The organism is Streptomyces sp. NPDC002276, from assembly GCF_053891435.1.
In genome coordinates, this window is sequence record NZ_JBSFCQ010000007.1 from 13480 (window position 1) to 36755 (window position 23276).

The window sequence follows — 23276 nt, forward strand, 5'->3', positions numbered from 1 at the left end:
GGACGGCGCATCACGTCGCGACGTGGTGGGCAGATGCGCTTCGTTGTCATTCCCCGGGTCACCTCGCCCGTCGCGCACGCATGACGGCTACGCCCGCGCCGCCGATGACAAGCACGGCGGCGGCACCGCCGAGCGCGATCCAGAGCGTGTTGCTGTCGCTGGACGACTGTGCGCTTGATCCTGCGGCCGAGGTGCCGCCGGTTGAAGTCTTTTGCTGGGGTTGCGATGCGGTTGGGGTGGACGGGGACGACGAAGAGGACTTGGAACTGGACTTGGCCAGCAGATCCCCACCGTTTTCCTTGGCGAGCGGGTCTACATTCGCGGAGCCCGGGTCATAGCCCGAGTCCGCGAGAACCACTCGGGGGCGAACGGCACCGTAGCCGAGATACTTACTCGGATCGTTCTTCGGCCAGTCACGACCAGCCGTATCGATCAGAGCCCGAGTGACCTGGTTGACCGTCCAGTCTGGGTGAGCGGACCAGATCAGGGCAGCGGACGCCGAGGCGATGGCCGCCGCCGAACTCGTTCCGTTCACATCGTCGCAGTACGAGCGGAAGTTCGCATCACACCAGCCCGGGAAGTCCTGCCCGGGTGCCGTGAGGTCCACATAGCCGCCGTACGAGGAGAACTTGGACACCGTGCCGGACTCATCGGTCGACGACACCCCCACCACATAGGGAAAGGCCGCCGGATAGCCGATCGTGCCTGCGGTTTGGCCACTGTTGCCCACCGCGGCGATGAGCAGTTTGCCCTTCGCCGCGGCGTACTCGACAGCTGCCTCCTCCTTTGAACTCGGTCCCTCCGAACCGAACGACATATTGATGATCTTTACGTCGGTGTCAGCGGCAGCCCTGATCGCCTCTGTGTCATCGGGCGTCTTCCGCTTCTCTTCCGCACCCTTCAGACCTTCCAAATCAATACGAAAGGGCACGATCTTCGCCCCCGGCGCCAGCCCCTGAAGGCCGCCTCCCGCTCCGGTGCCTGCGATCAACTCCGCCATGGTTGTTCCGTGACCGGTGTAGTCGTCCGTAGCGTGATACGACACCGACTTGGGCACCTCGTCGACCAGAACCTGCCCCTTCAGGGAGGCGGTGTCAGCATTCACTCCACTGTCGATGACAGCGACTTTCACACCCTTCCCCGTACTGACCTTCCACATCTGCTCAGCCTGCATCGGGCCCAAGTACCACTGCTTCGACTGTGCATCGTACGCAGCAGCACTTGGAGCGAAGCCCATGCTCACGGCGGCCAGGGCGCCGACGGCAGCGCCTACAGCCCGCGCTCGCCTTCCGTAGCGCTCCCTGAGGAGCACAGCCTGCTCGGCTCGTCGGCTGGTCCCTGACTTCATGGCGTTGTCTGTCCTCGCTCGCGCTCAGTTGATGACCGGCGGCACATCGCGCCGTGGGTCGGTCGGCAGGTGGGTCTCTTCGTCCTCGGTCAAGCAGTCGGGGCGTGGATCCCTTTGCGCACTCCGGTCTTCACTGGGCTTTCCGTGACCGCCAGGTCCGCGCACGAGGCCGGCGCCTCCGCGCGTCATGCCATTGCGCTCGGCTCGGGCCGCGGTGTTGCGTTCGGCAGGCATGCCGGTGACAGCCTCAGGGTTGCTTGTACCGCTACGAGGCGAGCCCTTGGTCGAACCGGTCCGACCGGCCGGCTCCGGCGCTCCGAAAACACCGCGTTGCCCAGGCCGGCTCGTCGCCGACCGGGAGTTGGCCGCTTCCTCTGCGCCGATGATGGTGCCGCGCGGCATCTTCGCCCCGCCCTGCGCCGACTTGCCTGCAGCGTTCGAGGGCCGTCCTCCGACCACGCCGTTGTTGCGACCCGCCCCGGTGGCCGAACCCCCAGTGGTCCGTGACGACGACGCACCACCAGCCCGCGGGGTACCGCCGCTGATACCACGGCCCATCGGGGACGACTTCGCTCCAGTGGCACCACCCCTGCCGGCGGGCTGCCCGGGGGCCGCAGCACGGCCCATCTGGTTCGTCGCCCCTCGCCCCACAGAACGCCCAGAGGTATTGGAGCCGGACGTGCCCACGCGGCCTTGTGCAGACGCGGGGGTACGAACGCCTGCGCCCATGTTCCGACTTGAGGTGCCGTTGGGCATCGACGCCCCGAAGCCGCTGTCGAACCCACTGACCGGGCCCGCGCCGGTGGCAGGGGTTCCGGTGACCGGCGGAGTATGGCCGTTCACCGGCGTAGGCGAGGCTGGCGGCAGCGTGCCGACACTGTCGATGTTCGTGCCTACTGGGACATCGGGGTGCGTAAGGCGGTCAGGGACGTGTTTGACGGGCGTTGGAGTGTCGCTTGTTCCGTGTCCGGTGACATCGCCCGATGTCACAACCGTCGCGTGATGGCTCGTGGGAGACGCCGGTCCGGTTACTCCATCCGAACGCGTGCTGGACACCGGCTCAACACGATATTCCGCCGTAGGTTTAGGGACGCCCACGTCAGGCATGGAGCTGAACTCAGGTTGCTTGACCGGCAGCGACGCCATGCCTTCCTCGGACACCGAGTAGTACGACGCCAACCGATTCATCTGGTTGATCGCCTCTTGCCGGTCCTTCTCCACCTTTACGGCAGCGGTGTACTCCGCTTTGTTTGCCACCTTCTCGGCTTCCGTGAACGCGTGGGGGCGCTTCCGGTCCGCTGCTATGTCACGGGACGGCATGGCGCCACGTACAGACGCGAGCCCCACAGCGGCAGCCGTGATCTGATCGCCCGCAGCTCCGGCGTAGTCGCTCAGGTGCTGCGTGTTGGTGACAAGGTTGCTGCCCCAGACACGGAACGCTTCGCCCGACTCTCCGATCCACTCGACCCTGTTGATGTGGCCGTCAAGCTCTGTCGCCGCCGCTTTGATCGCGTCGCGCGCATCCCACAAGGCCTTCCCGGAGGATTCGAGGTCTGCCGGGTCCGTCTGCTCGATCAAGTCGAGCAGCTGGTTGAGACCCAGATCGGTACTGTCGAAGTCGGTGCTGTCGTGCACCGCCTTCGCATAGGGGCTCTTCTCGGCGGCAGCACGCAAGGTGCCGTTCACCATCCGGGCGAAGAACCCACCGCCCTGAGGTAGTTCCTCAGCGGTCCGAGTGAAGTCCGTATAGGTGTTACGTGTGGAAATTCGATCCAGGTCGGCTTCGTGCTTGTCCGTCATCGTCAGAGCCCCGCACCGGTCTTCGAGTCATTGGCGTGCACCTTTTCGCGCTTCGCGTCCTGGTCGCCCCTGATCTGCGCCTGGATCGACCAGAAGCGCCGACGCTGCTCCTCTTCGAGATTGTCGAAGCCTCGGTGCGCACCCTGAACCGCGATGCCGATCGCCTCGATCTGAAGATGCAGAGTCCTGGACAGGGAAGTCAGCTCGGTATGCACTCTGTTGTATTGCAGATAGAGCCCACGAGCCTCAGGAAAGAGAGCGTGCGCCCCACTGCTCAGGGAGGTCGGCTTGATCTCCTGAGCACCCACCTTCGTCGGGTTGCCGGCCGACCCTTCAAGATCCCGCAGGACTGCATCCACCCGCTTCATGAAGGTGGTCAGCGCCTCATTGCTGGCCTCCAGGTTCGCCGCCCTGGTAGCCGACACGTCCCCCACCATGTCTGCCGGAAGCACGACGCTCCTCCCCGTTTCCCCGTTCGTCCTTTGGTCGCGGCCCGACCGAGGACGATCGCCCACTCACCGTACGATCGCAAAGTGAGCCGCGCCTGACAACGCGTTTACCACTGTAGTCAACCGGCCCATTGGGTCCAACCGGCCTGCGTGTTAACTCAGTTACGGCACCGAACCAGGCGTCACATTTTGCCCTTTTTGCCGCTGCGCCGCTCCCGGATCACGCACCTTCAGTGCCGTTACCCCACCAGAGGGCAGCCAAGCATGACCATGCCAGACATCGTCGGACCCGGCACGCTTCCCGATCTCCATCAAATTTCCACACGCGACGGAACGGGTCGCGCTACCAACACCCCCGACCCGACTACCCAGTTGCACGATCAGCGGACTGGCATGACCACAGAGCAGGGTCAGACATCCCACCACCCGCCGAGCAACACCCCAAGCTCACCGCCCCTCGACGGCGGCCGCCCGATCCACCGCAATGAGATCGCAAAGTCTTGGCGGCTACGAAACCTGAGCCTGACAAACCGATTGCTAGGTTGACGCCGGCTTTGCCCTGCTACAGACACACACATTGGGCAAAGCGCAAACTACGGGGCACAACGGAATACAGCGGCAACGGGGAGGCATCCACTCATGGCGTGGGACGAGTGGAAGCAGCTCAAGGCCCAGGCGGCGGAGCGGCACTCGACGAAGATGGAGTTGAACCAGCTTCCGCCGGACCCAGGCGGGAGCGGTGGCGGGGACAACCCGCAGGGCGATCTGCGCGTCAGCCAACAAGGACTTGGCCGCGGTGGGCGATGCCGCCTACCAACTCCACCAGGACTTCACCCAATACAACGCCTATGCCCGCTCCGCCTCCGTCACCGCGGCCGACAGACTCAAGAAGCAGGGCTTCGCTCTCGGCGCCGCCCTCGACCACGTGGCCGAACGCTGGGCGGACCAGACCCGGTCCCGGCTCGACACAACCGCCCACATCTCGAACCACCTCGACTACGCCAAAGGCGCATACGCCGGTGACGAGGTCTACATCGCCGACACCATCAGCAGCATCTCCACTCTCGACGACGGCTTCGACCACCGGAGCGGGCACAGCTGATGGCTCTGGACACGCTCCGCTACGGCAACTTCCAGCAACTCGGCGAGGCCATCACCGGCTGGCAGCAGATAACCAGAAGGCTCGCCGATCCGAAGAAGGACGCCGAGGACAACCTCAAGGCCAAGGCCGGCAAGGCCGATTGGGCCGGCCTCAACGCCACCGTCACCCGCGAGTTGGTGGACAAGACCGCCACCGAGTTCGGCGACGCGCACACCCAGACCGACTCGATCACCAAGATCCTCAGCGACACTCACGGTGAACTCGTGGATTACCGCACACAGTTGAACGACGCCATCGGCCACTGCGGCAAGAAACACCTGCCCGTGGTGGATACCGGCGACGGCACCTTCGTCGTCACATTTTCGACCTCGTGGGCGACGGCGTCAGAGACGCGAGCGCGCCGTACGCGAGCGCCGCGTCCGACACCTCGCACCTCGACTTCCGCTGTCCCGTCGGTCCCGGACGTACGAAGAACACCGCGCTCTCCGTGGCCATCGGAACGTACAGACTCAACCAGAATCACGACGCCCAGGCCCCTGAAGACCTGACCCGCATCGGCTACGGCGCGCCGCCGTGAAACTCACCCGGCAGATGAACTGCCGCCAAGAGAGCAAACTCCCGGCATCCTTGGGCGACTTGAAAAACTCACCTGAGCCGGCGGCGTCTTCCTCGAAGCTTCACGTATCGATAATCACCACATTTCGGACCTGGCCAGGACTTTACCCGGAGCGGGTTGCTAGTTTGACCGGAGATCGGAGTCGAGCGCACGGGGGAAGGGTCTGTCCATGGCATGGGAAGAGTGGGAGCAGCTCAAGGCTCAGGCCGCCGACCGGCAGTCGCCTGCCATGCAGTTGAACCACGTCGACGGTGGCGGCGGTACGTACGGACCCTATGTCTTGCCGAAGGAGTACGGCGATCTCCGGGTCGGGCAAAAAGACCTGGCGAAAATCGGCAGCGCCGCGAACTCCCTCTACAACCAACTCTGGGACAAGGCCCGCGTCGCCGTACCCAGCAGCGACTCCGCAGCCGACGACCTCTCGAAGCAGGGGTTCGCACTCGGCGCCGGGCTCCAGCACGTTTCTACCCGCTGGGAGGAGCAACTCAAGTCCCTGATGGACGCGTGCGCCCAGATCTCCAACCACATGCACACCACGACAAAGTTGCACGCCGGCGACGAGGGCTATATCCAGCGGCAGATGAGCAGCATCGACACACTGGACGCCGGATTCGACGAACGGGTCGGCGTGCCGGGCGAGAGGAATCCGGTCCATTCCGGAGACAAGGGAAAGAAGGACGAGAAGGAGTAGCGAGCGCCGGGGCGGACAGCAGCCCTGCCGCATCGCAGGTCTCGTATTCGCTTCCCCTCCTTCATCTGTTCTCCCGCCCTCTCCAAGGACACAGTCACATGCAACTCAACGCTCTACGCGACGCGAATTTCACGCTTCTCGACGACGCAGTATCCGACTGGTCGACGCTCGTCAGGCACCTTGAGGAACTCAAGAAGGACGCCGAGGACGACCTTCACCAGGCCGCCAACAAGGCCGACTGGGCCGGCATGAACGCGAAGGTGTCCAAGGAGTTCATCGGGAAGACCGCCGGTGAATTCACCGACGCCCACACGCAGGCCAAGTCGATTCGCAACATCCTCAGCCACACCCGGGACGAACTCAAGGGCTACCACGGGCAGTTGATCGATGCGATCGAGGGCGGCCGGAAGAAGAACCTCACAGTCGTCGGCTACGACGGCGGTTTCACGGTCACCACGAATGTTCCCCCCGAGGGCCGTGTCCAGGAGAACAAGGACAACGCGACCGAGATCACCGCGCTCCGGGATCAGATCCAGGGGATTCTGAACAAGGCGACCGAGAGTGACGAGACGGCCAAAACGGTCCTCCAAGCCATCGCGGATCAGAGCGAGTTGGGCTTCACGGACGCCACCTACGCCAACCGCGACGATGCCGCGGCAGCCTTGAAGGAAGCCGACGAACTGGCCGAACTCGCGAAGAAGAATCCCGACGATCTGACGGTCGCGGACTTCGACCGGCTCAACGCCGGGCTCAAGAAGTACGGCGGCGACGAACTTTTCGCGGAGCGGTTCGCCACGCGTCTCGGGCCGCAGAAGACCCTGGAGTTCTGGACCGGGATCACGGACGCCAACAGAGGAAACTACGAGCTGGGGCGCGAGCGGCTCGATCAATTCGACGATCTGCAGCGCAACTTGGGCATGACGCTGGCCCACGCGTCGCAGAGCGATTCGGCGGCGATGGCCGACTGGAAGCGCACGATGATCGACATCGGCGACAAGCCGCTGTACGGCGACCGCGGCGGTCCCATGGGTTTCCAGGTCATGAGCAACCTGATGCGGGCCGGCGACTACGACGACCGGTTCCTCCAGGACTACGGCACCAAGCTCATGGAGACCGAACGCAAGCTCACCGGCAACGGCGCGCACCGCAACGGGTTCTGGCAGCTCATGGGTGGAGACCCGTGGCTGAACCGCATCGGCGACGACAGCGGCTCCGACCCGCTCACCGGTTACCTCAAAGGCCTGTCCAACAGCCCTGACGCGGCCACCTCGTTCTTCAACCAGGAGTACGTCTCAAAGGACAACCCGGACAATCCCTTCGAGCGCGACTCCGACGACGAGAACGACTACAAGGGCAAGGTCACGCTGTCCAACTTCCAGTACCTGTTCGAGGAACGCGACTGGCCCCAGGAGGTGGACCTCCACGGCGACGACATCCACACCGGCCAGAACAATCTTGCCCTCGCGCTGGAAGCAGCCACCACTGGGCATCCGGCGGCCGAAATGCCCACGGCGGACACTCCGGCCCACAATGTGGAGCAGGCAAAGCTGATGGAGAACATCGTCCAGTCGGTCTCCGAGGACCCGTCCCGGCTGAGCAAGAACAGCTATATGTCGGACAGCATGGGGCAGATCGCCGCGGAGTACATGCCTGACATCAATCGCCAGTTGCACGCGGGGCAGGACCATGAGACGGCACTCTTCCCCATCGCGGGAACCGCCGCCGCCCCCGACGAGCGGGATCTGACGAGGTTCCTCTACACGGTCGGCCAGAATCCCGAGGGGTACGCCGCCGTGAATCTGGGCCAGCACAGTTATACGACCCAGTTGATGCAGCACCACTTCGAGCATCCGGACGCCTACGTCCAGGATCCGTCGTTCAGCCAGAGCGAGAACCTCAAGCAAGGGATCGACGGCGCGGCGCGCACCGCGGGCCAGATCGAGGGCATTCTCGGCGCCGGACGCGCCTATGCGGGCGAGTTGGAAGGCGGTGCCAAGGACGCCGAATACAACGCCGCTCTGGAGAACGCGAGCACGTGGGGCGGAACCGCCATCGGTATCGGCGTGGGCATGGCCACGGAGCCGCTCACTGGTCCGGGGGGCGCCATCATCGGCGATCTGGCAGGGACGGCCGCCGATGAGATCATCAGTTCCATCACCGAGGGAGCCATGAAGGACAGTTCGGGAGAAGTGATCTACCGCAACGGTGCGAGCTTCCAGGACACCTCCGACTCGACATACAAGTTGGTCGAAGCGGCGGCCAGGAAGGCGGGCGAGAATACCGGTCACCGCTATCCCCTGATCGAGGCGTCCGTCGCGACCTCCGCGGAAGACGGATTCGACTCGGCAGGCCGGAAGGTCCACCAGTATCTCGACGGAGAGGGAATCCCTCGGCAACTCGACACGGAAGACTGAAAAAGTGAATCTCACTCGTTCAAAGACTCTTCTCGCCTGCGCGGCGTTCGTCTCGCTGGCTCTCCTCGCGGGCATCGCCTACGCGGTCAAGCTGCCGCCCTTCGAGAAGAAAGTGGGCGACATCCAGGCATCAGATGTGTGCGCGACCATGGGATCCACGCCCACAAGTGCCGCCGCCCTGAAGCGAGTTCTGCCCGAGAAGTCGTCGTACTCGTTCGACAACAGCCTGACGGACCTCCGCCTTGACGCCACCGACGACACGTACCAGACGGACTGCACCGTGGACGGGAACGGTGAACAACTCGCCTGGACGGGGGCCGAGTTGCTGGAGTACGACACCACGGAGGCATGGGCCGAGGAAGTACTGGGGCAGTACGACTCCGTATCGTCACTGACACCGTTCACCGCCGGGGACAAGGCGCTTGCCTCGTCAAAGGTCGCGGCGGTCTACCTTCCCTGCACATCACATGGTGCCGACCGTCACCTCAGCGTCGTCGTCAACCTGAAGAAAAAGGGCGATGCCAGCGACTCGACCCTGCGCGCCGGACTCGTCACCCTCGCCAAGAATGCTTCCAGATATGCCCACACCAAGGCGAAATGCGATACACCGAATAAAATCGGTGAAAGTACGTGAAGCACGCCAAAATAGACCGCGAAGCAAGGGACTCTCGGGCGGTGGACGACGGCGCGCCGTGATCGCCTTCGGAGCGGTGCTCCTTAGTCTCCAGCGCCGCGCCGGAACCCGTACTGCCGTCCGGGAAGAAGATCGGCACGCAGTCGACCTCCGCGGTCGGGGTGCAGCGCTACTGGCTCCAGGTGCTTCCGCGTCGGCGGACAGTCCGCTGTGGATCATGGCCCGGGCCGCCGATGCCTTGGCCGCGTCGGAGACTGACGCCCCCACCTCAGCCGTGACCGCCTTCTCGCAGGCTGCTTTCCTCGCCCGCCTGTACGGCCAATGGAATTCGGAGAGTGACGCGAAGTGAGGCACAAGACATACATCCTGCGGGGTGTCTCCGCGGTCGTCGCCGCTGTCGCCGCCGTGGCCGTGGCCGGCTGCTCGGCGGACAAGCCGCGTCGGGAGTTCACGGTGCCCAAAGCCCTGTGCGGGGTGTCCGTGCCGGTCGACGCGCTGTCCCGGCTGCTACCCGCCTCCGGCAAAACGCTCACCACTCAGGCGGAGGGGTCGACCGACGATGTACTGCTCTGCACGGTCGACGTCGACGACGTCAGGGTGCTGGCGTTGAGCAGGGAGCGCATCGTCGCCGGTGACTCGGCGCGGCACATCCTCTACACCCAACTCCGCGTCACAGAGCCGAAGTTCACGGAAGGCACCAGCATCGCGTACACCGACGACGCCGCTGTGTCCCTGCTCAAGTGCCGTGGAACCGACGTGCAGAAGGAGGACATCAGCACCCTCGTCAAGGTCCTCAAGCCCGCGCGGTCGGACGAGTCGGCCATCAAGAGCCTGATCACCGACTACACGGCGAAGGTCAAGAAGCAGGGGCCCTGCAAGAAGCGGAGCTCCTTCTGAGCGGGTGGCGGGGCTGACCGCCGGGGCCGCGCTCCTCCACCCCCGTCAACTCCCCGCCCCGCCACCGCCCTTGACCCGAGTGGCCCGGCGCCTCCGCGCATCCCGCACAGCCACCGCGGACCCTCCAAGCCCCGCCACCACCAGCAACCCGCCCACGACCACATACGTGCCGAGCCGCGTGTTCCGTTCGTCCGCCGTCTCGCCGAAGTGGAGAGGGGTCACCGTCGGGGCCTCGGCCTTGGAGACTCCGCCCTCGGGGGCGGGGGATTCGACGGGGTGTTCGGGGTCGACGTCCGTGAGGGCCTTGACCGGGTCTACGACGCCCCAGCCGACGAGGCGGTCGTGGCCGGAGATCGAGCGTTCCGCGGTCTGTTCGATCTGGGCGACGATCTGGCGGGCCGTCCAGTGCGGGTACTTGGCCTTCAACAAGGCCGCCACGCCCGCGACATAGGGTGCCGAGAAGCTCGTACCGTTGTCGGAGCAGTGGCCGCCGCCCGGCACCGTGGAGATCATGTCGACGCCGGGCGCGGCCACGCCGACGAACTCGCCGGACTGGGAGAAGGAGGCGCGTTCGTTGTTGCGGTCGGAGGCCGCGACGGCGAGGACACCGTCGTAGGAGGCCGGGTAGGTGACCTTGACGTTGCCGCCGAGGCCGTCGTTGCCGGCCGAGGCGACCACCACTACGCCCCGCGCCAGGGCGTCGTCCACGGCCTGGCGGAGGCGGTCGTCGGGGGCCACGGCGTTCGCCGTGTCCTGGGAGATGTTGATGACGTCGGCGCCCTTGGCCACCGCGTCGCGGATCGCCGTGGTCAGAGTCGCGGCCGTGCCGTCGCCCTCCGCGTCGTTCTGCTTGATCGGGATGATCGTCGCCTCGGGGGCCAGACCTACGAAGCCGGTGCCCTTGGCGGGGCGGGCCGCGATGATGCCGGCCACCCGGGTGCCGTGGCCTACCGTGTCGGTGGTGCCCTGGCTGTTGCCGCGGTCGATCGTCTCGCCCTTGGAGTTCTTGGGGGGCAATAGGTTCTCGCCCTTGGACGCGTCGACCGCCGACTTCAGTTGTTCGTTCTTTACGTCGACACCCGTGTCGATCACGGCCACCTTGACGCCCTTGCCGGTCGACTCCGCCCACAACTCGTCGAGATTGACGCGCTGTAGGGCCCAGGGGCGGCCCGTGTAGTCCTTCGACGGGAACGTGCACTGGCCGTCGTCCGCCCATGCCGGGGTGGACAGGGACAACGGCAACACCGACAGCGGTACCGCCACCATCGAGGCCGCCACCGTGACCCTCAACATCCGCGCGATCAGCATGAGTTGACCCCCTCGCCCGTCTCTCTTACGAACCCTGCGGCTGCCGTGCCGCCGCCTCCGACAGGCGAGGGCCCATCGGCAGGAACGTCGACCACTCAGCGGGGACGGGCGTCGGGGTGACCTTCTCGTAGCCGAGGCGGGTCTGCGCGATCTCGGCCTCGCTCAACTCCTGCTTGCGCTGCGCGGCCGTGGTGCCGATGCCGCTGTCGTCGGTGGCGCTGTCGCTGTTGGACTGTAGGGCGTAGCGCAGGCCCGTGTCGGTGACCAGGAAGACCGGGCCCGCCTTCGCCTCGGTGCCCTTGACCTGGCGGAAGAGCTGGCCGGAACCGGCGGTGACGTAGGCGCTGGAGGAGCCGGTGGGCAGCTGCGCCGGGTAGTCGGTGCCGACCCAGGTGGAGAGCGTGGTCCTGTTGTTCGCGCCGACCGAAAGCAGCACGTTGCAGACGGTGTTGGGGCCGGTGGTGGCACTGGTGCCGTCGTTGACCGTCTTCGGTTTGTACGTCGGCCAGTTCTTGTCGGCGTCGAAGGCGGTGCTGTCGGCGACCGCGCCGGGGCTGACCTGCTGGGCCTCGCCCGCCTGGCCGACGTCGACGAGGTCGCCGCTGTTGAGCAGGAGCGTGGCGGTGAACTCGGAGATACGGGCCACCTTGCCGGGCAGCACCACGTAGTACTGCATGACCTGGCCGGCGTAGGCCTTGATGACCTCGCCGACCTTGTCGTAGTCCCCCAGGAGGGTGGACGCGTCGGCCTTCGTGCCCGGGGTGCCGCCGGTGATCTTCGGGATGGAGATCTCGTCGCCCTTGTGGAGGGTGTCTAGCCATTCCTGGGACACGCGTTGCGGGGCGCGCCTGCGGGTGTCGAGGGCCTTGAGGAGATCGGAGTCCGAGGGATCGGCGATCTTGTAGGCGGTGCCCTGGGCGTCGACGACGTACTGCGTCTTGCCGTCCGGGGCGACGACGTACATCAGGTCGCCCCCGGAGAGCTTGCCGGTGCCCTCCGTCCTGGGCCACTCCTTCTTCGCGAGGACGAACGTCGCCTTCTGGATGGCGCGTCCGCCGGCGCTGGGGCGCTCGCACACGGCCCAGCGCTTGGCCGCCTCGGCCTCGTCGGAGGCGGGGAGGCGGTCGGGGGCGTAGGGGATGCCGATGGTGGCGCCGTGCGGGAGCTTGCCGTTGTCGAGGACGTTCTCGTCGACCGTGATGACACCGGACTTGTTCGGATCCAGGAGGAGTTTCGCGGAGGCCATGTTGAGGACCGGGTGCAGCTGCTTCTGCTTGTTCTTGCCGGTGGTCAGCACCACGTACCGGGTGGTCGACTTGCTCGCGACGATGACGTGCGACTCGACGTCGGCCCACCCCTGGGGCGCCGTCGGCTTGAACATGCCGATACCGCCGAACACCGCGAGGATCACCACGCCGACGACGACACCGGGCACCAGTGCGCCCAGCGGTTTCGGCGCGCCTTCTTCCGAGCCCGTCGGGGACGGTTGCAGGAAGGACGCGAGCGTGCGGCGCTTCGCGAAGGTGTAGGCGTTGAGTTCGTCGCGCCGTGATGCCATCTGTGTCCGCTCTCTCCCCGTGCGGAGCCGTGGAGGACCTGTGGAGATACGGCCCCTGCCCCCGATTGCCTCTGATACCTCTGGTGTCAGACCCGCCCCCTACTATGCCTGTTGCGTGGGTGTGCTTGTGTCACGGGTAGGGTGCTCTGACCCTGCGGGGAGCGGAGCACGGGGAAGTTCGGGAGAGTTCGGGGGATTTGGAGTGATGGCTGCCGCAACACGGAACCGGTCGCGATCGCAATCGACGTCAGCACCGACGTCAGCACCGACATCGGCATCAGCACCGACATCGGGATCCGGTTCCTTCACGCCGCACCTGAAGTCGCGCTCGGGGCGCGGGGGTTCGTTCACCACCCAGCGGCTGGTGCTGCTGGAGGTCGCGGCGGCGCTCGTTGTCTGCGGCTGGCTCGTCGGTCCGGTCGCGCTCGTGCCTGCGGCCGTGGTCGCCGCCCTCCTCGTGATCCTCGCTGTCGTACGACGCCGGGGGCGCTCCCTGCCGGAGTGGCTGGGCACGCTGCTGGCGCTGCGGTCCCGGGTGCGGCGGGCCGCCAACACCCCGGTGCCGCCCGGGACGGACGCCGGACTCGCGCCCGCCGTGGAGTGCGACCCGAGCCTTCGGACGTACAGCTACCACCGCGGTGACGACCGCGACCAGAGGCCGGTCGGGATGATCGGCGACGGCGACTTCCTCACGGCGGTGCTCCAAGTGGAGTCGGACGCGGGCGCGTTGCGTGCCGAGCGCGGACGCAGACCGCTGCCCGTGGGGCTGGTCCGGGACGCCCTCGAAGTCGACGGCATCCGCCTCGAATCGGCACAGATCGTTGTGCACACCCAGCCCGCGCCCGCGCTGCATCTGCCGCAGCAGTCGGTCGTGGTGAGCAACTACGCGCCGCTACAGGCCCAGACGGGCTCCCCCGCCGTCCGTATCACCTGGATCGCGCTGAAGCTCGACCCCGAGCTGTGCCCCGAGGCGGTGGCCGCGCGCGGGGGCGGACTCGTCGGGGCGCAGAAGTGCCTGGTGCGGTCGGCGGAGCATCTGTCGAGCCGGTTGTCCGGCGCCGGTCTGCGGGCCAACGTGCTCACCGAGGAGGAGTTGACGGCCGCGATCGCCACCTCCGCGTGCGCCAACCCGATGGTGACCGCGCAGGCCGGGCGGAGCGAGGCGCCGCAGCGGCGGACCGAGGAGTCCAGCCGCAGTTGGCGCTGCGACAACCGCCGCCACACCACCTACTGGGTGCGCCGCTGGCCCCAACTGGGCGAGTCCGGCACCCCGTTGGCACAGCTCGTGGCCCAACTCACGGCGGTGCCCGCGCTGGCGACGACCTTCAGTCTGACCCTGGCCCGCGGCGAGCGGCGGGACGTGGCCCTCACCGGACACCTGCGCATCACCGGCCGCAGCAACCAGGAACTGACCGACGCCCGGCGCGAGTTGGAGCACGCGGCCCGGCAGTCGCGTACCGGTCTGGCCCGTCTCGACCGCGAACAACTCCCCGGCGTCCTCGCCACGTTGCCCCTCGGAGGTGCCCGCTGATGACCGTGACGACCACGTCGACCACGCCGACCTCATTGCCCGCGGCCGCCACCGGTATCGCCTCGCGGCTGCGCACCGGGTTCGGACTCCTCGGCCCCCGCCACCCCCGGCACTCGCTGCCCGTCGACCAGGTGGAGGCGCTGTCGCTGCCCATCGGCGACGACGGCGTGGTGGTCGGCATCGACCCCGACGGACGTCCGGCCGTGCTCGGGGTCAACCGCCCGACGCCGTACGACATCCTGCTCATCAGCGGTCTGTGGACGGCCCAGGTGCTGGCGCTGCGCGCGGCGGCCACGGGCGCGCGCGTCGCCGTCGAGACGGGACGGCCGCAGGCCTGGATGCAGATGGTGCACGCGATGGGCGGCGGCCAGAACGGCCTCGCGGTCTACGACGTCGGCCGCGTCCCCCCGCAGGGCGCCTCCGCCGGGACGCCCGTGCTGGTCGTGCGGGACTGCGGTATGCGGCCCCCGCGCGGGCGGGTGACCTCGGCGCCCTGGCAGTCCGTGCTGACCCTGCTGCCGTATCTCAGCCCGGTCGCACCGCGGTTGATGCGGCAGGCGCGGCTGGTGGGTGTGCAGCGGGTGTCGCCGGACGAGGCGGCCGAGATCGGGCGGGTGATCGGTCTGCCGCGCACCGATCTGGAGTCACTGCCGACGCTGCCCGAAGGCGTCACCCTGTGGTGCACGGAGCGGGACCGGCAGTACGTGATGACCCAGCCGACGGACGCCGAGGTCGGGCTGCTGGGCGCGGCCCGCCGCATGGACTAACGGCGGACTGACAGCGGAGCGACGACGGACCGACGGACCGCTCGTGGGGTGGATCCGGCGGATTGAAGTGCCCGAGCTGTCGCGATTGGTCGATTTCCAGGGGGATTTGGTCCGCTATCGCCGGTCTCGGTCGTGTGGGTGTGCACGAAGGGGTGGGCGGGCCTGCCGAGTCCACGGTTTTGGTGATTAGGCTGGGACAGGGCACGTCACGAGTATCCGCGCGCGGGTGGTGCGTCGCCCAGGGCCAGGGGCTCAGGGGGACGACCCGGCGCATCGGACGTATCGGATGTACCGGATGCCGCGAACGGTCGCCCCAGCACGGCATGAGGGTGCTCGACCACACCAGGAGGAATTGTGAGCAGCGATCGGGACGGGATCCGCGGGGGCTGGGCCACGCCCGGCGATGACCAGCCCGATGACGAGTCCGCCATCGAGATGACGGGCGAGTTCACGATCGACTACGCCCCGCCGGCCTGGTACACCCAGAACTCGTCGGGCACGCCCGCACAGGCATCTCCGACGCCCACTCCGCCTACGGCACCTGCGCCGCCCACGGTGCCGACTCCGGCGAACGGTACGGCCACACCGCCTCCGCCGTCCCCGGCGGTCGGCCTCCCGTTCTCGACACCGTCGCTGCCGAGCAACGCCGGTTTCCCGTCCGCCTGGACAGCCGCGGCCCTGGTCTCCGACGAGGACGACGAGGACGCGGACCACGGCGACCTGGTGAGCGGCGCGACCATGCGGATCTCGGCCGCCGCGCTGAAGCGGGAGATCACGGAACTGGGCGGGGTGACCGGCCCCACGCCGGGACAGCCCGACGCGCAGGCCCCGGTCACTCCGGTTCCGGCCGAGGGTTCGGTGGGGGATGCCGGTAGTGCGGAATTGGGCTCCGGGGAAGGGGAGTTCGAGGGCGCTGAGGGCGCCGAAGGCTCCGAGGGGTCCGAAGGTGAGGCGCCCGGTGGAGCGATTCCGGCCGACGGTGAACCGACGGAGGCCCCGGAGAACGACGCCACCGCCGAGGTGAGCACTCAGGACGAGGACGGCGCGATCGCCGACTCGGAGAGCCCGGACTCGGCCGAGTCCGAGGCCCAGGCTCAGGCCCAGGACGAGAGCACCGACGACGCCGCCGCGCCCGCTGCGACCGCAGACGAACCGAGCGACACCGACACCCCGGAGTCCACACCCGAACCCGAGCCCGACGCCCCGCAGCCCGACACCGCCCCGGCCGACGGTGCCACCGGCGACGTACCGCCCCTCCCGCCCGCCTGGACCCGCCCACCGGCTCCGCAGGGCGGCGTCCCGCCCCTGCCGCCCTCCTACCAGCCCGCCGCCCCGGCCCCGGCCGACAACTGGCCCGCCCAGCCGCAACCTCAGCCCCAGGCCCAGCAGCCCCCGGCCGTGAACCCGGCGCCGCCGCAGCAGCAGCCCGCGTTCCAGCAGCCGCAGGCACCCCAGACGCCCCAGCCCCAACCCGCACCGACCGCATGGCACGCCCCCGCTCCACAGGGCCCACCGCAGAGCGGTTACGGCTTCCCCCAGCCACCCGTTCCGCCCACACCCCAGCACCAGCCGGGCACCCCGCCGAACCAACAGGGCAGTTACGGCTTCCCGCCCCCCGCGCCGCAGGACCGGCAAGGCGCCCCGCACGCCGGGCCCTCCCCCGTCCCGCAGGACCAGCAGGGCGGCTACGGCTTCCCGCCGCCGCCCGGTCAGCAGGGCGGCTACGGCTTCCCCCAGGCCCCCGCGCAGGAGGCACCCCGCCCCGCCTTCGCCCCGGAGTCCTGGTCCGACCCGGCGCAGCCCCCGCACACGCCCCACAACCCACAACCCAACCCACAGCACAGCCCACAACACAACCCCCAGCACAACCCACAATCGGCCAACGACCCGCGTCGCCCCGGCCCGCCGCCGCAGACACCCCAGCCCCCGCAGGCACCCCAACCCCCGCAGGCGCAGCCGCAACCGCTGCCGCCGCAGGCTCACCCCCAGGCTCCCGCCGCGCCCCCGATCGATCCCCGCACCGGTGCCGCCTGGCCGCAGCCCATGCAGCACGACCACCGGCAGCCGGTCAACCCCGGTGCCGCGCCGCTGGGTTACACCGCTGCCGTGGAGTTGTCGTCGGACCGGCTGCTCAGCAACAAGAAGCAGAAGGCGAAGAGCGGCCGTCCGGGTGCCGGGTCCTCGCGGTTCAAGCTGGGCGGCAAGAAGGAAGAGGCCGAGCGGCAGCGGAAGTTGGAGCTGATCCGCACGCCCGTGCTGTCCTGCTACCGGATCGCGGTCATCAGCCTCAAGGGCGGGGTCGGCAAGACCACGACCACCACCGCACTCGGCTCCACCCTCGCCACCGAGCGCCAGGACAAGATCCTCGCGATCGACGCCAACCCGGACGCGGGCACCCTCGGCCGTCGCGTGCGCCGCGAGACCGGCGCGACCATCCGCGACCTGGTCCAGGCGATCCCGTACCTCAACTCGTACATGGACATCCGCCGGTTCACGTCCCAGGCGCCCTCCGGTCTGGAGATCATCGCCAACGACGTCGACCCGGCCGTGTCGACCACGTTCAACGACGAGGACTACCGGCGCGCGATCGACGTGCTGGGCAAGCAGTACCCGATCATCCTCACCGACTCCGGTACCGGTCTGCTCTACAGCGCCATGCGCGGTGTGCTGGACCTCGCCGACCAGCTCATCATCATCTCGACGCCGTCCGTGGACGGTGCGAGCAGTGCGAGTACGACGCTGGACTGGCTGTCGGCGCACGGGTACGCGGACCTCGTCTCACGGTCGCTCACCGTCATCTCGGGGGTGCGCGAGACCGGCAAGACGATCAAGGTGGAGGACATCGTCAGCCACTTCGAGACGCGCTGCCGGGGTGTCGTGGTGGTGCCGTTCGACGAGCATCTCGCCGCCGGTGCGGAGGTCGACCTCGACATGATGCGGCCGAAGGTCCGGGAGTCGTACTTCCACCTCGCGGCCCTGGTCGCCGAGGACTTCGTCCGCCACCAGCAGATGCACGGCCTGTGGACGAGCGACGGCAACCCCCCGCCGGTGCTGGCCCCGCCGATGCCGGGCCAGCAGGGATACCCGGGAGCGCAGGGCTACCCCGGTCAGCAGGGCCACCCCGGTCACCACGGCTATCCGGCACAGCAGCAGCCGTACCCGGGCCAGCCCGCTCCGGGTCAGCAGCAGCCGTACCCCCCGCAGCAACCGCAACCCCAACAGCAACCCCAACAGCAGCCGGGCCAGCAGCCGTACGGCCAGCAGCCCTATCCCCAGCACCCGGGACAGCAGGCCCAGCCCTACCCGCAGCACCCGGGCTACGCCCAGCCGCCGGAGGGCACCCCGCCCCCGCCGTCCGCACCCCCGCAGCAGTAGCGGTAACCCCCGTCCAACGCGAAGGGCGGCCGGTGCCCACAAGCACCGGCCGCCCTTCGGCGTCGTAGAAGCGAGAGTGGTTACCCCGCGTCCGCCGAGATCAGCTCCCGGCAGCGCTTCACGTCCTGGGCGATCTGCTCCAGCAGGCCCTCCAGCGACTCGAACTTCGCCTGGCCGCGCACGAAGGCGAGGAAGTCGACGGCGACGTGCAGGCCGTAGAGGTCGAGGCCGACGCGGTCGATGGCGTATGCCTCGACCGTGCGCTCGGTGCCGTCGAACTGCGGGTTCGTGCCGACGGAGATCGCGGCCGGCATGGCCTCTCCCTCGACGTGGAGGTAACCGGCGTAGACGCCGTCCGCCGGGATCGCCGTGTGGGGCAGGGTCTCGACGTTGGCCGTCGGGAAGCCCATTTCGCGACCGCGTTGTGCGCCGCGCACCACGACACCCTCGACCCGGTGCGGGCGGCCGAGAATCTCGCGGGCGCCCTCGACGTCGCCCTCGGCGACCAGGCGCCTGGTCAGTGTGGAGGAGAAGGGCTCGCCACCGCCCGCCGCACCGCTCACGTAAAGATCCACCACCTCTACCTCGAAGTCGTATGTCCTGCCCTGCTCGATCAGGAAGGCCACATTGCCCGCGGCCTTGTGGCCGAAGCGGAAGTTGGGGCCTTCGACGACCGCTTTCGCGTGCAGCTTGTCCACCAGGACCTTGACCACGAAGTCGGCCGGGGACAGCTTGGAGAACTCTTTGGTGAACGGCAGGATCAGTGCCGCGTCGACCCCCAGCTCGGCCATCAGTTCGGCGCGGCGGTGGTGCGGGGCGAGCAGCGGGGGGTGGCTGCCGGGGCGCACGACCTCGCTGGGGTGCGGGTCGAAGGTGACGACGACGGAGGGAACGCCCAGCTCACGGGCGCGCTCCACGGCATGCCGGATGATCAGCTGGTGCCCGCGGTGGACCCCGTCATAAGAACCGATGGTGACGACACTGCGCCCCCAGTCCTCAGGGATGTCCTCCAAGCCACGCCAGCGCTGCACTGTGACCGCTCCTCATCGAACCCGTGTCCGTATGTAGACCTGTTGTCGACCTGTTGTCTTTGACAGTCCGAGTCAGTCCGAGACAGTCAAAGACCTCATGCGCAGGTCTAAGGGTGCCATGCCAGGGGCGTCGGCCCGGCATCGGCATGGAGGCTGTGACCGGGCGCACGTACGAATCCCGTTACGCGGGAACTCCCACTCCGGCCAGGTTCTCGATCATGCGCCGGGTGCTGGGTCCGACCACCGCGGCCCAGTCCTCCGGGGTGTCCGCCAGCCAGCGGGCCATCAGGGCGGCGAAGCCCGGTACCTGGCGGCCGAGGTCGACGAGCCCGCGGTCGAAACGGGTCGCTCCGGCGGGGGTGCGGACGAGCAGCCGCCCGGTCCGGTGGACGAGGTCCCGGAGTTCGTCGTCGTCGCGCCGGGCCGCCGCGTGCAGCAGCGCGTCCAGGACGGCGGGGTCGTGCTCGTGCGCGAGCAGGAACTCCAGGAGTTCGCGGCGCAGCGGCCGGGAATCGGGGCTGCCGGGCGCGGCGAGCACGCCGGCGAGGACCGTCCGCACCGGTTCCGGGCCGCCGTCGAGGAGACCGGTGACCAGCGGGCGGAGGTCGGCCCGTGCGGTGGGGCCGTGGTCGAGGCGCCGGTCGACGTAGACCCCGAGGTGGGCGGCCGTCTCCGGCCACCGTACGACGGTCTCGCGGACCAGGGCGGCGGCCCGGCGGGCGAGGGCGGGGGTCGTGACGTCGGCGAGGGTGCGGACCGCCTCGCCCGCGTCCGGTCCGTGCAGCCGGGCCCGGAAGGCTTCGAGGACGGGGTCGGAGTGGGTGGTGAGGGCGGCGGCCAGCGCGCTCGGCGGGAACTGCGGGTCGCCGGACGCGAAGTGCCGCAGCGCCTGCGGGAGATGGCGGGCGCGGGTGTGCGGATCGCGGACGAGGAGGGCGAGCGCGCCGCCGTGCAGGGAGCGGTCGGCGGGGCGGGCGAGGAGGAACTGGGCTGCGTAGCGCAGGAGTTCACGGTCGGCCTCGGTCCGTACGTGCGGTGCGGCCCGCAGTCCGTACGCCACCGCCGCGACCCGCCGCCCCGGCCGCTCGTCGTGCGCCCACCGGTCCACCGCCCGGCACACGGCCGACGGTTCCTCCTCTGCGAGTACGGCGAGGAGTTCGTCGGCCCGCCCGTGCGCGCAGCCCACCAGCACCTCGGTCAGATCGTCCAGCGCCCGCCGCCGATGCGTGTGCAGCAGGGCCTGCGCGGCCGTCGCCACGGTCGCGTGCGGGGTCGCGGGCAACGGCCGCTCGTCGTCGAACCACACGGTCAGCAACGGCTGTACGGCGGTGGGGTCGGCGGCGAGCAACTCGGCGGCGGTGTCCAGGAATCGGGGCCCGCCACCGTCCTGCGGAGCACCGTCCGCGAGCACCAGCCGCCGCAGCAACTCGAACCGCTCGGCCACCGGCAGCGCCAGCGCGGTCCAGAACTCCGGCGCGAACTCCGGCGGTACGTCGTCCTGTTGCCGCCGTCGCGCCACCAACTGGTCGGCGAGCAGCCGCAGTACCCCGCTGTACGGCATCGCGTCGGGCACTCGCGCCAGCACCTCGGCGAGCAGCCGCGCGGCCCACCAGGAGTGCGGGTCGGCGTCGAGAGCCCGCGCCAACTCCTTCAGCCGCAGCGCGAGTTGACCGGTGCCATGCTCGCGGGCGAGGAGCAGCAGGGCCTGTACGACGGGGCCGATGCGGTGGTGCGGGACGGGGAGGAGGTGCGCGGCCCGCTGGGTGCGCGGGCGGTGCACGAGAGCGTGCAGCGCTTCGTCGAGGTCGAGGTGGGTGCCCTGGATCCAGTCGGCCAACTCCTCGTGGGCGAAGCGGTATCCGCTGCCGGCCGGCACGAGCAGCCCCTCGGTGAGGACGGCCGACGCCCACCCGGTACCGCCCCCGAGCCGCGCCGGTGCGGGCCCCCACGGGAACACCGCCTCGAACGCCTCCCGCCCCAACTCCCCCTGCCCCGGCCCGAGACTGCGCCGAGCCGCCTCGTGCACCTGCCCGGACACCTTGGCGGCGAGCCGTCGTACGGCGGTGCCGCGCAGCCCGTTCTCGGCGGCGAGCCGGACGGCGATACGGAGGCACATGAGGTCGAGGTAGGCCGAGAACACGTCGTCGCGGTGGAGCCGGACCGCGCGGGCGGCAGGAGCGGCGGGCAGCGCGGCGAGCACCTCGGAGAGGAGCCGGAGGGTGAGGGGGTGCCGGGCGTCGGGGTCGCCGAGGACGTCCTCCGGGACGCCGTAGGCCGCGCGGGCTCGGCGGGCCTCGTCGTCCCACAGGTCACCGAGACGCACACAGTTCTCCGAGTTGTCCCCGCCGTACAGCAACTCCCTTGGAAATCCCGCCCCTTCCCAGTACTCCACCCTGCACCCCACCACCAACCGCGCCCCGCTCTCCCGCAGCCACTCCCCCGTCCCCCGGGTCCACGCGTCCAGCCGGTGGGCCAGTACGGGTGGCATCTCCTCGGGCCCGTCGAGCAGGAGCAGCAAGGGCCTCCCGGCGTCACCCGCGACCCGCGCCAGCCGTTCGGGGCCGACGTCGCCGAGGCCGCCGGGCAGGGCGATGGACGCGGCCAGGATGCGGGCCGCCCGCTCCACCGTCCTGCGCACCGCGTCCGCCACCGACGCGTCGCCGTCGCGCAGATCGGCGCCCCGCAGCCACAGCGTGGGCGCCGGTTCCGCTCCGCCGCCGCACCGCGCGGCGAACGCCGCGAGTTCCGTCGTACGACCGCTGCCCGGGGGCCCGACGAGGCCGAGGACGGCGGCCGGGCCCGAAGCGAAGGCGGCGAACTCCCTTGCCACCGCGGGGCGTTCGACCGGCTGCGGTACGTATGAGCCGTCGCGGTCGCGGCCGACGAAGCCCGCGAGCGTGCCCGGCGGACCGTCCGAGCCCACCGAGGTGGCCGTCAGTTCCAGCACGCCCGCCAGGTTGAGGTCGGCGCCGTAGGCGGGCACGGTCGCCGCGTTGCGGGCGAGGAGGTCGGCCAGGGGGCCGTCGGGCGCGCGCAGGGGTACCGCGAAGCCCGTGTCCCGCTGGCCGGACTGGAGCGCGGTGCCGAGGACGGCGACCACCGCGCCGGTCTCCGTGTCGAGGACCGGTCCGCCGGCCGCTCCGCCGCCCAGCCGCAGCGCGTCCCGGCCGGCCGTGCCGATCGCCATCTCCAGGGCGTCGTCGAGGAGATGGAAGCGATCGGTGGCCGTGTACGTGACGGAGGCGGCGCCCAGGACGCGGGCCTCGCGCCAGCGGCCCGCGGCGATGCGTACGTAGGTGCCGGTCTCGACCCGGTCCCGGACGGTGACGGGGAGCGGGTCGACGCCGAGTCCCTCGGTGCGGACGAGGGCCAGGTCGAGGGCGGGCAGCGGGGTCACCGCGTCGGCGGTGACCAGGCAGCTGCGGTCGCCGGCGGCGTGCAGGACGAGCCGGGGCAGTCCGTCGACGGCCTCGTGGCTGGTGATCACCGTGCCGTGGTGGTCGGCGACGAATCCGGTGCCGCGCGGGCGGCCGGCCAGATCGCGGATCCGCACGAGGCGCTCCGCCGGGGCCGCGATGTGCCGTCGTTCATCTGCGGCGCCGTCGTGGCTGGTCGCGCAGTTCCCCGCGCCCCTTTGGGGCGCTGTCGCATCGCCCCCGGTGGATCGCCGCGGGCCCCGTCCCACCATCGTCGAACCTCCCCGCTGAACCCCTGCCCTGTGTTCGACGGTAGGCGGGTCGTGATCAGCGGGACAG

Annotated in this window: 15 protein-coding genes and 1 pseudogene; 9 read left to right on the plus strand and 7 right to left on the minus strand. The window is 69.1% G+C overall.

The window, feature by feature from the left end:
* Nucleotides 1–58 precede the first annotated feature (58 nt).
* The 3 genes from ACWIHT_RS19145 to ACWIHT_RS19155 all read right to left on the minus strand — a co-directional run bounded on the left by ACWIHT_RS19145 (nucleotide 59) and on the right by ACWIHT_RS19155 (nucleotide 3600).
* Nucleotides 59–1237: a S8 family serine peptidase gene (locus ACWIHT_RS19145; RefSeq protein WP_456169644.1), complete on the minus strand. Its 1179-nt coding sequence runs from the start codon at nucleotides 1235–1237 to the stop codon at nucleotides 59–61.
* A gap of 135 nt (nucleotides 1238–1372) precedes the next feature.
* The gene (locus ACWIHT_RS19150) at nucleotides 1373–3148 is read right to left on the minus strand and encodes a hypothetical protein (protein WP_456169293.1); all 1776 of its coding nucleotides are present in this window, start codon (nucleotides 3146–3148) and stop codon (nucleotides 1373–1375) included.
* Between the two features lie 2 nt (nucleotides 3149–3150).
* On the minus strand, nucleotides 3151–3600 hold the full coding sequence (locus tag ACWIHT_RS19155) for a hypothetical protein (RefSeq protein ID WP_456169294.1): 450 nt from the start codon (nucleotides 3598–3600) through the stop codon (nucleotides 3151–3153).
* Nucleotides 3601–4236: 636 nt separating this feature from the next.
* On the opposite strand from ACWIHT_RS19155, the pseudogene ACWIHT_RS19160 reads away from it, so the two are divergent.
* From ACWIHT_RS19160 to ACWIHT_RS19185, 6 genes and pseudogenes are all read left to right on the plus strand, one after another.
* Nucleotides 4237–4699, plus strand: a pseudogene (locus ACWIHT_RS19160) (hypothetical protein).
* On the plus strand, nucleotides 4699–5247 hold the full coding sequence (locus ACWIHT_RS19165; RefSeq protein WP_456169295.1) for a hypothetical protein: 549 nt from the start codon (nucleotides 4699–4701) through the stop codon (nucleotides 5245–5247). The pseudogene ACWIHT_RS19160 and the gene ACWIHT_RS19165 overlap by 1 nt, the downstream one beginning before the upstream one ends.
* Nucleotides 5248–5484: 237 nt before the next feature.
* The gene (locus ACWIHT_RS19170) at nucleotides 5485–6006 is read left to right on the plus strand and encodes a hypothetical protein (RefSeq protein WP_456169296.1); all 522 of its coding nucleotides are present in this window, start codon (nucleotides 5485–5487) and stop codon (nucleotides 6004–6006) included.
* Nucleotides 6007–6104: 98 nt separating this feature from the next.
* Nucleotides 6105–8420, plus strand: a complete 2316-nt coding sequence (locus ACWIHT_RS19175; RefSeq protein ID WP_456169297.1) for a hypothetical protein — start codon at nucleotides 6105–6107, stop codon at nucleotides 8418–8420.
* Between the two features lie 4 nt (nucleotides 8421–8424).
* Nucleotides 8425–9054, plus strand: a complete 630-nt coding sequence (locus tag ACWIHT_RS19180) for a hypothetical protein (RefSeq protein ID WP_456169298.1) — start codon at nucleotides 8425–8427, stop codon at nucleotides 9052–9054.
* 345 nt (nucleotides 9055–9399) lie between these two features.
* A complete protein-coding gene (locus tag ACWIHT_RS19185; protein ID WP_456169299.1) occupies nucleotides 9400–9951 on the plus strand; it encodes a hypothetical protein in 552 nt (183 codons plus the stop codon).
* A gap of 45 nt (nucleotides 9952–9996) precedes the next feature.
* Here the strand turns inward: ACWIHT_RS19185 and mycP are convergent, their stop codons facing one another.
* Both mycP and eccB read right to left on the minus strand, forming a co-directional pair.
* Nucleotides 9997–11259, minus strand: coding sequence for a type VII secretion-associated serine protease mycosin (gene mycP / locus ACWIHT_RS19190; protein ID WP_456169301.1), 1263 nt, complete (start codon nucleotides 11257–11259; stop codon nucleotides 9997–9999).
* A 25-nt stretch (nucleotides 11260–11284) separates the two neighbouring features.
* Complete coding sequence (gene eccB, locus ACWIHT_RS19195; protein WP_456169302.1) at nucleotides 11285–12817, minus strand: type VII secretion protein EccB; 1533 nt, start codon at nucleotides 12815–12817, stop codon at nucleotides 11285–11287.
* A 205-nt stretch (nucleotides 12818–13022) separates the two neighbouring features.
* On the opposite strand from eccB, the gene eccE reads away from it, so the two are divergent.
* The 3 genes from eccE (at nucleotide 13023) to ACWIHT_RS19210 (ending at nucleotide 18490) form a co-directional block, all read left to right on the plus strand.
* Entirely contained in the window at nucleotides 13023–14348 is a 1326-nt protein-coding gene (eccE, locus tag ACWIHT_RS19200; protein ID WP_456169303.1) for a type VII secretion protein EccE, read from the plus strand.
* Nucleotides 14348–15115: a hypothetical protein gene (locus ACWIHT_RS19205; RefSeq protein ID WP_456169305.1), complete on the plus strand. Its 768-nt coding sequence runs from the start codon at nucleotides 14348–14350 to the stop codon at nucleotides 15113–15115. The genes eccE and ACWIHT_RS19205 overlap by 1 nt, the downstream gene beginning before the upstream one ends.
* Before the next feature lie 354 nt (nucleotides 15116–15469).
* Nucleotides 15470–18490, plus strand: coding sequence for an SCO5717 family growth-regulating ATPase (locus ACWIHT_RS19210; RefSeq protein WP_456169306.1), 3021 nt, complete (start codon nucleotides 15470–15472; stop codon nucleotides 18488–18490).
* A gap of 80 nt (nucleotides 18491–18570) precedes the next feature.
* On the opposite strand, the gene ACWIHT_RS19215 is transcribed toward ACWIHT_RS19210, so the two are convergent.
* The gene (locus tag ACWIHT_RS19215; protein WP_200714800.1) at nucleotides 18571–19521 is read right to left on the minus strand and encodes a bifunctional riboflavin kinase/FAD synthetase; all 951 of its coding nucleotides are present in this window, start codon (nucleotides 19519–19521) and stop codon (nucleotides 18571–18573) included.
* Between the two features lie 181 nt (nucleotides 19522–19702).
* A complete protein-coding gene (locus ACWIHT_RS19220; protein WP_456169307.1) occupies nucleotides 19703–23074 on the minus strand; it encodes a trypsin-like peptidase domain-containing protein in 3372 nt (1123 codons plus the stop codon).
* Between the last annotated feature and the right edge of the window lie 202 nt (nucleotides 23075–23276).